The sequence below is a fragment of the Crenalkalicoccus roseus genome (assembly GCF_004761865.1).
Classification (GTDB): domain Bacteria; phylum Pseudomonadota; class Alphaproteobacteria; order Acetobacterales; family Acetobacteraceae; genus Crenalkalicoccus; species Crenalkalicoccus roseus.
On sequence record NZ_SJDM01000001.1, the window covers coordinates 257549 to 271516 of the forward strand.

Below are 13968 nucleotides of genomic sequence, written 5' to 3' on the forward strand. Positions count from 1 at the left end.
TCAGACGTCCACGGATCAACGCCGATCTCCATGCCAGAGATCAGCTTGGAATCACGTCCGCAGTCCCTTGGGAATCCCCAGCCTACCGGTTTGTCCACGCGGCCTAGGCCGCCTGGCGCACCGCCGGCACGCGGCGCATCGCCCCGCCCGGCACCGCGCCGGGGATGCCGGCGGCGAGGTCGGCGGCGCGCAGCAGCCGCGCGAAATCCACCCCCGTCTCCACCCCCATGCGGTGGAACAGCCAGACCACGTCCTCCATGGCGACATTGCCGGTCGCCCCCGGCGCGAAGGGGCAGCCGCCGATCCCGCCCGAGGCGGCGTCGAAGACGCGGCAGCCCGCCTCGTAGGCGGCGGTGACGTTGGCGATGCCCATGCCGTAGGTGTCGTGGCCGTGATAGGCGAAGCGCCGCCCCCAGGCGCGGTGCGCCCGCTCGAACAGGCGGCGCACCTGGTCGGGCGCGGCATTGCCCGTGGTGTCGGCGAGCGCGATCTCCATGTCGGGGTCGAGCGCCACCACGCGCTCGATCCAGTCGAGCGCCTCCTCCTCCGGCACCACCCCCTCGAAGGGGCAGTGGAAGACGCAGGAGAGGTTGAAGCGCAGCCTCGTCCCCTTCGGCGTCTCGCGCACGATGGCGGCGAGGTCGGCGAAGCTCTCCTCGCGCCGGCGATTGACGTTGGCCCTGTTGTGACTCTCGGTCACCGACATGAACAGGCCGAGCCGGTCGGCGCCGGCGGCGACCGCCGCCTCGAAGCCGCGGCGGTTCGGCACCAGCACCGTGCATTCGAGGCCATCGAGCCGCTTCGCCGCCCGCAGCACCTCGGCCGTGTCGGCCATCTGCGGCACGGCGCGGGGCGAGACGAAGCTGCCCACCTCCATCCGCCGCAGCCCGGCCTCCCAGCAGGCGCGGACCAGGGCGATCTTGGTCTCGGTCGGCACGAAGGGGCCGATGGACTGCAGCCCGTCGCGCGGCGCGACCTCGGAAAGCTGCACGCGCTCGGTCATGGCCTGGGCTCCTCCTCTTCCTGCAGCAGCGCGTTGAAGACGTAGTCGTTGTGCGCGCCGGCCGCGGGGCCGGTCCAGCGCACCATCGCCTCCGGCGCCACCCCGTCCAGGCGGAAGGGCGCGGCCGGGTGCAGCACGCGGCCGAGCAGCGGGTCCTCCACCTCCATCACCAGGCGGCGGGCGCGGAAATGCGGGTCCTCGGCGCAGTCGCGGATGTCGTAGAGGCGCGAGCAGGGCACCTCCGCCGCCTCCAGGATCGCCTGCGCCTCGGCCGCGGTCCTCGCGCGCGTCCATTCGGCGATGGCGGCGTCGAGCGGCGCGACATTGGCGCAGCGCAGCCCGTTGGTGGCGAAGCGCGGGTCCTCGGCCAGCTCCGGCCGGCCGATCGCCGCCATCAGCCGGCGGAAGATCAGGTCGGAATTGCCGGCGATCGCCAGCCACTTGCCGTCCGCGCAGGGGTAGGTGTTGGTCGGCGCCGCGGTGGCGATGGCCGCGCCCGTCGGCTGGCGCACCCGGCCGAACAGCCCGTACTCCGGCAGCATCCCCTCCATCAGGCTGAACACGGAGGAAACGAGGTCGAGGTCGATGACCCGGCCCCTCCCCCCCTCCGCCCCCCCGCGGTCGCGCCCCCAGCAGGCGGAGACCACCGCCAGCGCCGCGTACATCCCGGCGAGGTCGTCGCTGATCGAGATGCCGCAGCGCGGCGGCGGCAGCTCGGTCTGCCCCGGATAGGCGGTGAGGTGCCGGAGCCCCCCCATCGCCTCCCCGATCGCGCCGAAGGCGGGCTTGTCGCGGTAGGGGCCGTCCTGGCCGTAGCCCGAGATGCGGGCGATGACGAGGCGGGGGTTGGCCTCCTGCAGCACCGCCGGCCCGAGGCCGATGCGCTCCAGGTAGCCGGGGCGGAAATTCTCCACCAGCGCGTCGGCCCGCCGTGCCAGGCGCAGCACCTTCGCCCTGCCCTCCTCGCTCTTCAGGTCGAGGGTGACGGAGAGCTTGTTGCGGCCGTGCACGCTGAACCAGACGGAGTGCCCCTCCACCTGGCTGCCCCAGCCGCGGAACGGATCGCCCTCGGGCGGCTCCACCTTGATCACCTCGGCGCCGAGATCGGCGAGCAGCCGGGTGGCGAAGGGGGCGGCGATGTAGTGGCCGAGTTCGAGGATCTTGAGGCCCGTCAGCGGCAGCATGGGTCGGTTCCCCGGGGCGGTCATGGCCAACCGATACCCCGTGCGCGCGCCGGCGGGAACTACACCCCCTCCGGCACCAGCACCCGCCGCCCGCGCGCCTGCGCCGCGCCGGCCATGGCGGGAATGGCGGCGAAGCAGTCCTTCCGCGCCTCCACCAGCGTCACCCCGGCGAGGCGAGGGAAGAGCCGCGGCCCCAGCCTCTCCCACGCCCCGGCGCTGCGCAGCAGCAGGCGGGAGCGGAAGGGGGGGACGAAGAGCGCCGCCTCGCGCCGCATCACCTGGAACATCTGCCGCCGCAGCAGCGCCTCGAGCTGGCCCAGCGTGTAGGGGTGGCCATGGCCAAAGGGCGTGCGCTCGAGATGCGCCCAGAGGCCGAGGCGGTTCGGCGCCACCACCAGCAGCCGCCCGTCATCCTTCAGCACCCGCCACGCCTCGCGCAGCAGGCGGCGGGCGTTCTCCGCGTGCTCCAGCCCGTGCACCAGCAGGATGCGGTCGAACAGCAGGTCGGGGAAGGGCAGCGCCTCCTCCTCCGCCACCACGGTGCGAGAGGGGGCGGCACGCGGCCAGCGCCAGCGCGGCAGGTGGTGCGGCACGAGCGAGATGCAGCGCGCCGCCCCGCCCGGCTCCCCCGGCCGCCACAGCCGCAGGAAGGGGCTGGCGTAGCCGAGGCCGAGCACGCAGCAGCCGCCGAGCCCGGGCCAGAGCAGGCGCAGCCGCTCGCGCAGCAGCCGCGCCGTCACCGCCCCGGTCGGGGTTGCGTAGAACCGCCCCAGGCCGTGGACCTCCTGCGCCATGGGGCGGATATTAGGCCCATCGGCGCCCCGGTTTCAGGGGGGTGCGGGAGGAGATCGAGCGATGCCGCTGTCCGTCGAGGCCGTGCCGTGTCTTTCCGACAACTACTGCTGGCTGCTGCGCGACGGGGCGAGCGGCGCCGTCGCCGTCTGCGACCCCGGCGAGGCGGCGCCGGTCGAGGCGGCGCTCGACAGGGCGGGGGGGCGGCTCGACCTGATCCTGCTCACCCACCATCACGGCGACCATGTGGGCGGGGTGGAGGCGCTGCGGGCCCGCTACGGGGCGAAGGTGGCGGGCGCGGCGGCGGACGCGCACCGGCTGCCGCCGCTCGACATCGCGGTGCGGCCGGGGGAGGGCGTCGCGCTCGGCGCCAGCCGCGCCGAGGTGATCGACACGCCGGGCCACACCCGCGGGCACATCGCCTACCACTTCCCGGAAGGGAAGGTGCTGCTCTGCGGCGACACGCTGTTCTCCCTCGGCTGCGGGCGGCTGCTCGAGGGCACGGCGGAGGAGATGTTCCGCTCGCTGCGCGCCCTGGCGGCGCTGCCGGACGAGACGCTGGTCTGCTGCGGCCATGAGTACACCGAGGGCAATGCCCGCTTCGCCCTGACGGTGGAGCCGGACAACGCGGCGCTGCAGGCCCGCGCGCGGGAGGTCGCGGCGCAGCGCGCCGCCGGCCGGCCGACGGTGCCGACCACCCTCGGCCAGGAGAAGGCGCAGAACCCCTTCCTGCGCGCCCCGGACGCGGCGCGGCTGGCCGAGATCCGGGCGGCCAAGGACGGCTTCCGCTGACCGCGCCGCCCGGGCGGCGGGCGAGTCCCCCTCCGCCGCTGCCTCCGGCGCCGGCCGGCCAGCCGAGGCGCATGGTGGATCTGCGCCACCCCGGCCTCGACCCGCAACTGGCCCGGCCGGGCGGCTGACGGCGCGCCCCGCTGCGGATCGCGCCGCGGCCCAGCGTCGGGAGGACCTCGGCCATCGCCCCGGCGGATCGGGCGCTGGCGGAAGCGTTCGTTATTCGCAATAATGGCGCATGGGCCTCACCGGATTCTTCCTGCTGGACACCGCCTGGCGCGTCCTCGGCATCGCGCTCCTCGTGCTGCTGCTCGCGGCGGCGGCCCACGCGCTGGTATTCCGCGCCGGGCTCGCGGGCGCGCTGGAGGGGAAGGCGCCGGTCGCGCCCTTCTTCACCTCGGTCACGGCGCTGTTCGCGCTGTTCGTCGCCTTCGCCGCCGCCGACGCCTGGAGCCGCGACGACCACGCGGCGGTGGCGCTCGGCCAGGAGAGCCGGGCGCTGAGTGCCGTCCGCGCCGCCGGCCGCGCGCTTGGCGAGCCGGGGGCGCCGCTCGGCGCCGCGCTCGCCGACTACCTCTCCGTCTCGCTGCGGGAGGAGTGGGGGGAGCTGCGCAACCTCCGCCCCTCCGCCGCGGCCGGGGCGGCCCTGCACCGGCTGGAGGAGGCGGCGCTGGCCGCGGCGCGCCCCGCCTTCGGCCCCGACGAGGCCGGCGCGATCCGCCACGAGCTGGTGCGCGGCGTGCACGCCCTGCAGGCGGCGCGCGACGCGCGGCTGCGCTTCGGCAGCGATTTCGGCCAGGGCTGGAAGTGGGGCGGGCTGCTGCTGCTCTGCTTCGCCTCCCAGCTTTCCATCGCCCTGGTGCATCTGGACCGGCCGCGCACCGCCCTGGTGACGCAGGCGCTGTTCGGCCTCGCCGCCACCACCGGCCTTGGCATCCTCGCCGGCTTCGAGGGGCCCTATGCCGGCATCGGCGCGGTGCTGCCGACCCCCCTGCTGACGCTGCAGGCGGCCCTCGCCGCCCCCTGAGGCCCGGAGCGTCTTCCGCCCCCGGCCTCACGCGCCCGGCCCGCCCCCCTCCCCGGCGATCCGCCCAAGCCGGCGCAGCACCGCCGCCGCCTCGGCCGCCATGCGCCGCACCACCGCGCCGGCCGGTTCCACCGCCCCGATCAGCCCGACGCACTGCCCCGCCCAGACATAGCTGCCCTCGAGGTCGCCGCGCTCGGTGCCGATCGCGTTCACCTCGCCGCGGATCAGGGCGAGGAGCTCCTCCTGCGGCGCGCCGGCGCGCTCGGCCTCGAGGATGCGCCGCGCATGGGCGCTCGCCAGCACGCGGCCGGGCTGGCCGAGGCTCCGCTTGATCAGCATCGTGTCCTCGGGCCGGGCCGCGACCAGCGCCTGCTTGTAGGCGGGGTGCGCCCGCGCCTCCTCGGTCGCGACGAAGCGCGTGCCCATCTCCACCCCCTCGGCGCCGAGCGCCAGCGCCGCCGCGAGGCCCGCCCCGGTGGCGATGCCGCCCGAGGCCAGCACCGGGATGCGCACCGCCGCGACGACGCGCGGCACCATCACCAGGGTGGTCTCGTCGGTGCGGCCGATATGTCCCCCGCCCTCGTAGCCGACCGTCGCCACCATGTCGGCCCCGGCCGCCTCGGCCTTGCGCGCGAGTTCCGGCCCCGCGGTCAGCACCAGCGTCCTCGCCCCGGCCTCCTGGCAGCGGCGGAGATAGGGGGCGGGGTTGCCGGCGGTGAGCGCGATGACGCGCACGCCCTCCTCGAGCGCGACGTCGAGCAGCGGCCACAGCGCCATCCGGCCGATCGGGAAGTTGACCCCGAAGGGCCGGTCGGTCATGGCGCGGCAGCGGCGGATCTCGGCGCGCAGCCGCTCCGGCGTGTCGAGCCCGGCGACGGCGATCTGCCCGAGGCCGCCGGCATTGGACACGGCGGCGGCGAGATCGGCGAAGGCGACGCGGGCGAGGCCGCCCTGCACGATCGGGTAGCGGATGCCGAGCAGCCTGGTCACCCGCGTTCCGAGGGCGGGCGGCGGGTCGGTCTCCTGCATGGGCGGGGTCACTCCACGGTGGCGCCGGAAAGGCGCACCGCCTCGCCCCAGCGCGCCACCTCGGCGACCAGGAAGGCGGCGAGCTCGCGCGGGTTCATCGGCCGCGGCAGGGCGCCGATGCGGCGCAGCGCCGCCTGCCCCTCCTCCGCCGCGAGCGCGGTGCGGATGGCGGTGGCGATCGCCTCCACGATCTCGGGCGGCGTGCCGGCCGGAGCGAGCAGCGCCTGCCAGGCCGTCACCTCGAAGCCCGGCAGCGGCACCGCCTCGGCGACCGTCGGCAGGTCCGGCCAGTCCGGGTGCCGCGCGGCGGTGGAGACGGCGAGCGCGCGCACCCGCCCCTCCCGCATCTGGCCGGCGAGCGGCGGCAGGTTCTCGAACAGCGCCTGCAGCCGCCCGCCGACGAGGTCGGCCACCGCCGGGGCGGAGCCGCGATAGGGCACGTGCACGCCCTGCGCGCCGATGCCGCGCAGGAACAGCTCCATCGTCAGGTGCGGCAGCGTGCCCACGCCCGCCGAGCCGTAGGTGATGCCGCCCGGCGCGGCGCGGGCGAAGGCGACGAACTCCCGCACCTCCCGCGCCGGCACCGCGGGATGCACGGCGAGCACGTTGGCGACCGCGCCGAGCAGGGTGATGGGCGCGAAGTCGCGCAGGAGGTCGAAGGAGAGGCTGCGGTAGAGCGTCTGGTTCACCGCCGCCGCGCCGGCGGCGACCACCAGCGTCTGCCCGTCCGGCGCCGCGCGCGCCACCGCCTCCATGCCGAGGTTGCCGCCCGCGCCGGGGCGGTTCTCCACCACGAAGGGCTGGCCGAAGGCGCTGGTCAGGATGCCCGCGGCCATGCGGCCGAGCAGGTCGTTCGCGCCCCCCGGGGCGAAGCAGGAGACGATGCGCACCGGACCGCGCGGCCAGCGCTGCGCGCGCGCCGGGCGCGGCGCCGCCAGCGCCGCGATGCCGCCCGCGAGCAGGGCGCGGCGCGCGACCTCAGCCATGCCGCGCCCCCCGGACCATGTCGCGCGCGATCAGGATCTGCTGGATCTGGCTCGCGCCCTCGAAGATGCGGAACAGCCGCACGTCGCGGTACAGCCGCTCCACCGCCGTGCCGCGCATGTAGCCGGCGCCGCCGTGGATCTGCACCGCGCGGTCGGCGACGCGGCAGACCATCTCCGAGGCGAAGAGCTTGCAGCAGGCGATGTCGGCGACGAGCGATCCCTGCGCCTCCCCCGCGCGGTCGAAGGCGCGCGCCGTCTCCAGCACCGCGCTCCGCGCCGCCAGGATCTCCGCCCGGCTGTCCGCGAGCATCGCCTGCACGAGCTGGAACTCCGCGAGCGGCTGGCCGAACTGGCGCCGGCGCAGCGCGTAGGAGAGCGCCTCGTCGAGCAGCCGCTGCGCCTGGCCGACGCAGGTGACCGCCACATGCAGCCTGGCGTGGTTGATGCCGCGCATCGCGGTCTTGAAGCCCTCGCCCTCGCGCCCTCCGATCAGGTTCTCCGCCGGCACCCGCACGCCGTCGAGGAACACCTCGCAGGTCGCGCTGCCGTCCTGGCCCATCTTGCGGTCAGCCGGGCCACAGCGGAGGCCGGGGGTGCCGGCGGGCACGATGAAGGCGCTGATGCCGGCGGCGTCGCGGCTCGCCGGGTCGGTGCGCGCCATGACGATGAACACCTGCGCCTGGCGGGCATTGGTGATGTAGCGCTTCACCCCGTCCAGCACGTACTCCCCGCCCTCGCGCCGCGCCCGCGTGGCGAGGCCGCCGGCGTCGGAGCCGTGCTCGGGCTCGGTCAGGCAGAAGGCGGCGGTCGCCTCGCCGCTCGCCATGCGCGGCAGCCATGCGCGGCGCTGCGCCTCGGTGCCGTTGTAGAGGATGGGCTGGCTGCCGAGGCCGATGGTGGTGGAGAAGCGCGCGCGATAGACGGCGGAGGCGCGCGTCACCTCCAGCATCACGCGCACCTGCTGCTCCATCGTCAGACCCGCCCCGCCGTAGCGGGCGGGGATGGAGATGCCGAACAGCCCGGCCTCGCGCAGCGCCTGCGTCAGATCCTGGGGCAGCGTCTCCTCGCCCTCGAGGCGCGGCTCGGCCGGGATCAGCCGCTGGTCCACCAGGCGGCGGATGCCGTCGAGATAGGCGTCGAACTCGGCGGCGGTCGGCCCGCCCCTCCCGGCATCCGTCATGCGCTGGCGCCTCCTCCCGCGGGGAGGATCGGCAAGGCGGGCGCGGGGGTCAAGGCGGGAGGGCCGCCGGCCCTCCTTGCGCGCGGGGAACGCCCGGGCCTCCGCGCCGCGACCCTGCTACGCCGCCTCGCTCTCCGCGCGCCTGGCGTGGCGCTTGCGCTCGTGCGGGTCGAGGTGGCGCTTGCGCAGCCTGACGGCGGAGGGCGTCACCTCCACCAGCTCGTCGTCCTCGATGTAGGCGATCGCCTGCTCCAGGCTCATCCGCCGCGGCGGCGTCAGCAGCAGCGCGTCGTCCTTGCCGGCGGCGCGGATGTTGGTGAGCTTCTTCTCCCGGATCGGGTTCACCTCCAGGTCCTCGGCGCGGGAGTTCTCGCCGATGATCATCCCGACATACACCTTCTCGCCCGGGCCGACGAACAGCGCGCCGCGCTCCTGCAGGTAGAACAGCGCGTACTGCACCGCCTCCCCGTCGGCGTTGGCGATCAGGCTGCCGTTGCGCCGCCCCTCGATCGGCCCGGCCCAGGGGCCGTAGCCGTGGAACAGCCGGTTCATGATGCCGGTGCCGCGCGTGTCGGTCAGGAACTCGCCGTGGTAGCCGATCAGGCCGCGGGAGGGGATCAGGAAGACGAGCCTGGTCTTGCCGCCGCCCGAGGGGCGCATGTCCTGCATCTGCCCCTTCCTGAGCGACATCTTCTCGACCACGGCGCCGGCATGGGCCTCGTCCACGTCCACCAGCACCTCCTCGTAGGGCTCCTCCCGCGCCCCCGTCTCCGGGTTCTCGCGCGTCAGCACGCGGGGGCGGCCGATGGTCAGCTCGAAGCCTTCACGGCGCATGGTCTCGATCAGCACGCCGAGCTGCAGCTCGCCGCGGCCCGCCACCTCGAAGGCGTCGCTCTCCTCGCTGTCGCGCACGCGGATCGCGACGTTGCCCTCGGCTTCGCGGAACAGCCGGTCGCGGATCTGGCGGGAGGTCACCTTCTTCCCCTCGCGCCCGCCGAGCGGCCCGTCATTGATGCGGAAGGTCATGGCGAGCGTCGGCGGGTCCACCGGGATGGCGGGCAGCGGCGCCTCCACCTCCGGCGCCGCCACCGTGTCCGGAATGGTGCCCTTCTCCAGACCGGCGATGGCGATGATGTCGCCGGCCGCCGCCTCCTCCACCGGCACGCGCTCGAGGCCGCGGAAGGAGAGCAGCTTGGTCAGCCGCCCCGTCTCCACCACCGCCCCGTCGGCGCGCAGGATGCGCACCGGCATGTTCACCCGCGCCGTGCCCTGCTCGATCCGCCCGGTCAGGATGCGGCCGAGGAAATTGTCGTATTCCAGGATGCTCGCCGTCATCGCGAAGGGCCGCTCCGCGTCCTTCCCCGGCGGCGGGACATGGCGCAGGATCAGCTCGAACAGCGCGGAGAGGTCCCGGCGCGGCCCCTCCATGCCCTCGTCCGCCCAGCCCTGGCGGCCGGAGGCGAACAGGGTCGGGAAGTCGAGCTGGGCGTCGTCGGCGCCGAGCGCGGCGAAGAGGTCGAACACCTCGTCGTGCACCTCGTGCGGGCGCGCATCCTGGCGGTCCACCTTGTTGATGACGACGATGGGCCGGAGGCCGCGCGCCAGCGCCTTGCCGACCACGAATTTGGTCTGCGGCAGCGGCCCCTCGGCGGCGTCCACCAGCACGATGGCGCCGTCCACCATGGAGAGGATGCGCTCCACCTCGCCGCCGAAATCGGCATGGCCGGGCGTGTCCACGATGTTGATCTTGGTGCCCCGCCACTCCACCGCCGTGCATTTGGCGAGGATGGTGATGCCCCGCTCGCGCTCGAGGTCGTTGCGGTCGAGCGCGCGCTCGGCCACCTGCTGGTTGGCGCGGAAGGCGCCGGCCTGCCTCAGCAGGCTGTCCACCAGCGTGGTCTTGCCATGATCGACATGCGCGATGATCGCGACGTTGCGGAGGTCCATGCGAGGGCTTCCCGGGGCGGCGCGCGGCGCCGCGGGCCGCGCCCGTGGGGGCGACCGTCCGGCGGGCGGCGCATGTTGCGCCGCACCACATAGGGGGTCACCGGCGCAAAAGCGAGCCCGAAGGCCGCGCGCGGCGCGCGAAAAAGGGGCCGCGCCCTGCCGGCGCGGCCCCTCCCGATGGGCGTGCTACTGGCTGCCGCCGGCGGCGCCGCCCGGGCCGCCGCCCAGCGTGTCCGGCCCGCCGGCCCGGCCGCCGAGCGTCGGATCGCCCGGCCGCACCTGACCCCAGCGGCTCATCGGATCCTGTTCGGAGGCGCCGGCGAAGGGCTGGCCGGGCGGCGGGGCGCCGCGCGGCATGGCGATCTGCCCCTGGACGTTGGGGAACTGGCTGGTGCCGGGCATCACCTGGCTCGGCATTTCGCGGGTGCCGCCGCTCGGCCCATACTGGGTGAAGCCGCCCGGCGTGCCCCAGCCGCCCTGCGCCTGCCAGCCGGGCTGCTGCTGGCCCCACTGCTGCTGGCCCCAGCCACCGGGCGCGGCCTGCTGGCCCCAGGGCTGCTGCCCCCACTGCTGCTGCTGGCCCCAGCCGGGACCGGCCTGATGGCCCCAGCCCGGACCGGCCTGCTGGCCCCAGCCTGGCCCGCGCTCGGCCATGCGGCCCATCGCCTGGGCATCGGCGATCGCGATCTGGGTGGCACGGCGCGCCCGGTCGATGTCGCGGTTCCACAGCGCCCGCCGCGCCTCGGAGATCGCCTCGGCGGCGTCGCTGTCGCGCGGGTCCATGCCGCCCTGGCGCATGGTGAAGCGCCGGTTCAGCACGCTGGTCTCGGCGCGCTCCAGATATTCGTTCGCGAGGCCGAAATTGTTGCGTTCCAGAGCGCTCTGCGCCTGGCGCAGCATCTGCTGGATGTTCTCGGTGTCCTGCGCCTGGCGGGCGGCCTGGTACTGCTGGGCCACGGGCGGGATCAGGCCGCGGTCGCGCGGCTCGCCGCCCTCGAGCGGGGTGCCCGGCGGGGGCTGGAAGCCGTAGGTGTAGGTGTGCTGCGCCGAGGCCGGCGCCGCGAGGAGCAGGGCCGCGCCGAGGGCGGTGGAAAGCATCAGGGTCTTGCGCATTCTCGCACCTCCGTCCTGACGATGGGGGTTGCGGACCGCCTGCCCGAGGCGTCCGCCACGCTGCGGTTGCAACACAAGGCCATGGCCCGGGTTCCCCCCGCCGCCGGGACCAGAGAGGGCCGGGCGCGGCCGGCGCCGCGCCCGGCGCCTGAGGTCAGCGGCTGCCGCCGGCGCTGCCGCCCGGGCCGCCGCCCAGCGTGTCGGGGCCGCCCGCGGCGGCACCGGTCGGGTCGCCCGGGCGGATCTGGCCACCGGTGCTGAGCTGCGAGCTGGTGCCGCCGGCCTGCGGATGCGGCTGGCCGGGCGCGGGCGCCCCGCGCGGTCCGGCGGCCTGGCCCTGCACGTTCGGCTGCGCGCTGGTGCCGGGCATCACCTGATTGGGCATGGTGCTGGTGCCGGCCTGCCCGCCATAGGTCGAGGCGCCACCCGGAGTGCCGAGGCCGCCCTGCGGCTGGGACTGGGCGCCGGCTTGGCCAATGACCAGGCCGCCGGCCAGAAGCGCCGCGCCGAGCGCGGTGGTGAGAAGGCGAGAGGATCGCATCGTCGTCTCCGCTGTTGGTGGAGGAGGGACCAGTCCTGGCCCACCCGCCAACACGGGCCGCCCGCGGAAGTTCCGCGGGCGCAGCAGGCCGCCTTCCCCTACCCGGCGCCTTTCGGCCACAGCCACCACAGCAGTACAAGCGCCGCCAGCAGCCACAGCGCCACGATCGCCGCGGCGCCGGCGCGGCTCACCGGCCGCCGCTGCGCCGCCCGCGCCGTGGCGCGGTGCTCCTCCATCACCTCCCTGGGCACCAGGCGGATGGCCAGCAGCAGCGCCAGCGGCAGCAGCACCAGCTCGTCGAGATAGCCGAGAACGGGGATGAAGTCCGGAATGAGGTCGATCGGCGAGAGCGCGTAGGCCGCCACCGCCAGCGCGAAGGCCCTGGCGTACCAGGGGGTGCGGGGATCGCGCGCGGCCAGCCACAGGGCGTGCACCTCCCGCCGGAGCGCGCGCGCCCAGTCGCGCAGGCGGCGCAGCACGCGTCCCTCAGCCGAGCAGGCCGGAGACGCCCCCCGCGCCGGCGCCAACCAGCGCCTTCAGGTCGGCCTGCGGCCTTGCGCCGAAATGCGAGATCGCCTCCGAGGCCGCGAGCGTGCCCCAGCGGCCGCATTCGGGCAGGGGCAGGCCACGGCCGAGCGCGGCGAGGAAGCCGGCGGCGTAGGCGTCGCCGGCGCCGGTGGTGTCCACCACCTTCACCGGCCGCGCCGGCACCTCGTGCGCCTCCTCCTCGGTCAGCACGATGCTGCCGCGCTCGCTCCGCGTCAGCACCGCGAGCGCCACCTCGCCGCGCACCAGCCGGATCGCGGCGGCGATATTGTCGGTTTCGTAGAGGGAGAGGAGCTCGGCTTCGTTGGCGAACAGGATGTCCGCCTCCTCCCGCACGAAGCGACGGAAGGCCTGGCGGTGGCGCTGCACGCAGAACGGGTCGGAGAGGGTGAGCGCGACCCGCCGCCCCGCCCGGTGCGCGGCGCGGGAGGCGGCGTAGAATGCCGCCTGCGCCGCCGGCGGGTCGAACAGGTAGCCTTCGAGGTAGGTGATGGCGGCCGCCGCCACCACCGCCTCGTCCACGTCGGCGGCGGAGAAGTGCACGCAGGCGCCGAGATGGGTGTTCATGGTGCGCTGCCCGTCCGGCGTCACCAGGATCAGGCAGCGCGCGGTGGGGGCGGCGCCATCGGGCAGCGGCCGGGTCGGGTAGTCCACGCCGGAGGCGCGGATGTCGTGGGCGAAGACGCGCCCGAGCTGGTCGTCCGCCACCTTGCCGAGGAAGCCGACGCGCGCGCCGAGCGAGGCCGCCACCGCGCAGGTGTTGGCCGCCGAGCCGCCCGAGCTCTCCACCCCCGGCCCCATCTCGGCGTAGAGGCGCTCCGCCTCCTCCGCGCCGATCAGCCGCATGGCGCCCTTGGTGAGGTTGCGCGCCTCGAGGAAGGCGTCGTCGGCGCGGGCGAGCACGTCCACGATGGCGTTGCCGATGCCGAGGAGGTCGAGGGCAGGTGCGCTCATGCGGGGACCTTTGGCGGGGCCGGGCGTTGCCCCCGGCGCGCGGAGCGGGATTGCTCGCGTTCCGGCCGCACCCGATAGCCGCCGCCCCGTCCCCCCGCAACCGAGACCGCATGCCCGCCGCCTTCCTGCTCACCCTCCGCCAGCTCGGCGACCCCGCCTTCCTCGGCCCGCTGCTCAAGGGCTTCCTCGGCGCGCTGCTCGCCTTCCTCGGCCTCGCCGCCCTCGCCGCCTGGGGGGTGGGGGAGCTGGCCGGGGGCAGCGGCTGGCTCGCCGCGCTGGCCGCCGCCGCGGGCGGGGTGCTCGCGCTCGGCCTCGCGGTGTGGCTGTTCGTGCCGGTGATGCTGGCGATCGCCGGCCTGTTCACCGACGCGGTGGCGGCGGCCGTGGAGCGGCGCTTCTACCCCGGCCTGCCGCCCGCCCGCGGCGCCGGCCTGGCCGCGCAGGCGCGGTTCAACCTCGGCCTCGCGCTGCGCATGGGGCTGCTGACGCTGCTCGTGCTGCCCGTCGGCCTGTTCCTGCCGCCGCTCGGCGCCGTGCTGTTCTGGGCGGTCTCGGCGGTGGCGCTCGGGCATGGGCTGTTCGAGGGGGTGGCGCAGCGGCGCATGGGCGTGGCCGAGGCACGGGCGCTGCGCCGCCGGCGCCAGGGCGCGGTGCTCGCCGCCGGCGGCGTGCTGGCGGCGCTCGCCCTGGTGCCCGGGCTCAACCTGCTGGTGCCGGTGCTCGGCACGGCGGCGATGACGCACCTACTGCACCGCGGCCCCGGCGGCGCCCCGGCGGCGCGCTGACGGAATATCCTCCGTTTTCCGCCTCCCGCCCCGCATCACCGGATTGTGCGGGCACGGCCGCGCGTGCTAGCCGGAGCAGTGGGCGGTCC

Annotated in this window: 14 protein-coding genes and 1 pseudogene (1 of these 15 running past the window's edge); 3 read left to right on the forward strand and 12 right to left on the reverse strand. The window is 75.4% G+C overall.

The features are described 5' to 3' along the window. The 4 genes from ET526_RS01225 to ET526_RS01240 all read right to left on the reverse strand — a co-directional run. Nucleotides 1-32, reverse strand: a protein-coding gene (locus tag ET526_RS01225) for an IS5 family transposase (protein ID WP_240048199.1) (it extends 765 nt beyond the left edge of the window). Within the gene, nucleotides 1-32 belong to an annotated coding region that runs on past the window's edge; the region does not span the whole gene. Between the two features lie 71 nt (nucleotides 33-103). After that, nucleotides 104-1003 carry a hydroxymethylglutaryl-CoA lyase gene (locus tag ET526_RS01230; RefSeq protein ID WP_135465832.1) on the reverse strand — a complete coding sequence of 300 codons (900 nt, stop codon included), beginning with the start codon at nucleotides 1001-1003 and terminating at the stop codon, nucleotides 104-106. Then, entirely contained in the window at nucleotides 1000-2187 is a 1188-nt protein-coding gene (locus tag ET526_RS01235) for a CaiB/BaiF CoA transferase family protein (RefSeq protein WP_240048200.1), read from the reverse strand. Before ET526_RS01235 ends, ET526_RS01230 begins: the two co-directional genes overlap by 4 nt. Before the next feature lie 59 nt (nucleotides 2188-2246). Continuing rightward, nucleotides 2247-2981, reverse strand: a complete 735-nt coding sequence (locus ET526_RS01240) for a class I SAM-dependent methyltransferase (RefSeq protein WP_135465834.1) — start codon at nucleotides 2979-2981, stop codon at nucleotides 2247-2249. A gap of 61 nt (nucleotides 2982-3042) precedes the next feature. Here ET526_RS01240 and gloB point away from each other — a divergent pair, with 61 nt between their 5' ends. Together gloB and ET526_RS01250 are read left to right on the forward strand one after the other, a co-directional pair. Next, entirely contained in the window at nucleotides 3043-3771 is a 729-nt protein-coding gene (gene gloB / locus ET526_RS01245; protein ID WP_135465835.1) for a hydroxyacylglutathione hydrolase, read from the forward strand. Nucleotides 3772-4009: 238 nt separating this feature from the next. Then, nucleotides 4010-4798: a bestrophin-like domain gene (locus tag ET526_RS01250; RefSeq protein ID WP_135465836.1), complete on the forward strand. Its 789-nt coding sequence runs from the start codon at nucleotides 4010-4012 to the stop codon at nucleotides 4796-4798. Nucleotides 4799-4825: 27 nt separating this feature from the next. Here the strand turns inward: ET526_RS01250 and ET526_RS01255 are convergent, their stop codons facing one another. The 8 genes and pseudogenes from ET526_RS01255 to ET526_RS01290 all read right to left on the reverse strand — a co-directional run bounded on the left by ET526_RS01255 (nucleotide 4826) and on the right by ET526_RS01290 (nucleotide 13094). Further along, on the reverse strand, nucleotides 4826-5827 hold the full coding sequence (locus tag ET526_RS01255) for an NAD(P)H-dependent flavin oxidoreductase (RefSeq protein ID WP_135465837.1): 1002 nt from the start codon (nucleotides 5825-5827) through the stop codon (nucleotides 4826-4828). An 8-nt stretch (nucleotides 5828-5835) separates the two neighbouring features. Then, a complete protein-coding gene (locus ET526_RS01260) occupies nucleotides 5836-6813 on the reverse strand; it encodes a tripartite tricarboxylate transporter substrate binding protein (RefSeq protein WP_135465838.1) in 978 nt (325 codons plus the stop codon). After that, nucleotides 6806-7993, reverse strand: coding sequence for an acyl-CoA dehydrogenase family protein (locus ET526_RS01265; protein WP_135465839.1), 1188 nt, complete (start codon nucleotides 7991-7993; stop codon nucleotides 6806-6808). The genes ET526_RS01260 and ET526_RS01265 overlap by 8 nt, the downstream gene beginning before the upstream one ends. A 117-nt stretch (nucleotides 7994-8110) precedes the next feature. Next, a complete protein-coding gene (gene typA, locus ET526_RS01270; RefSeq protein ID WP_135465840.1) occupies nucleotides 8111-9940 on the reverse strand; it encodes a translational GTPase TypA in 1830 nt (609 codons plus the stop codon). A 186-nt stretch (nucleotides 9941-10126) separates the two neighbouring features. After that, nucleotides 10127-11053: a hypothetical protein gene (locus ET526_RS01275; RefSeq protein WP_135465841.1), complete on the reverse strand. Its 927-nt coding sequence runs from the start codon at nucleotides 11051-11053 to the stop codon at nucleotides 10127-10129. A gap of 154 nt (nucleotides 11054-11207) precedes the next feature. Then, the gene (locus ET526_RS01280; RefSeq protein WP_135465842.1) at nucleotides 11208-11594 is read right to left on the reverse strand and encodes a hypothetical protein; all 387 of its coding nucleotides are present in this window, start codon (nucleotides 11592-11594) and stop codon (nucleotides 11208-11210) included. A 98-nt stretch (nucleotides 11595-11692) separates the two neighbouring features. Beyond that, nucleotides 11693-12076: pseudogene (locus tag ET526_RS01285) on the reverse strand (YkvA family protein); the annotation flags it as partial. A gap of 4 nt (nucleotides 12077-12080) precedes the next feature. After that, entirely contained in the window at nucleotides 12081-13094 is a 1014-nt protein-coding gene (locus tag ET526_RS01290) for an adenosine kinase (protein ID WP_135465844.1), read from the reverse strand. 110 nt (nucleotides 13095-13204) lie between these two features. Here ET526_RS01290 and ET526_RS01295 point away from each other — a divergent pair, with 110 nt between their 5' ends. Next, nucleotides 13205-13879, forward strand: a complete 675-nt coding sequence (locus tag ET526_RS01295) for an EI24 domain-containing protein (RefSeq protein ID WP_135465845.1) — start codon at nucleotides 13205-13207, stop codon at nucleotides 13877-13879. The last annotated feature ends 89 nt before the right edge of the window (nucleotides 13880-13968 follow it).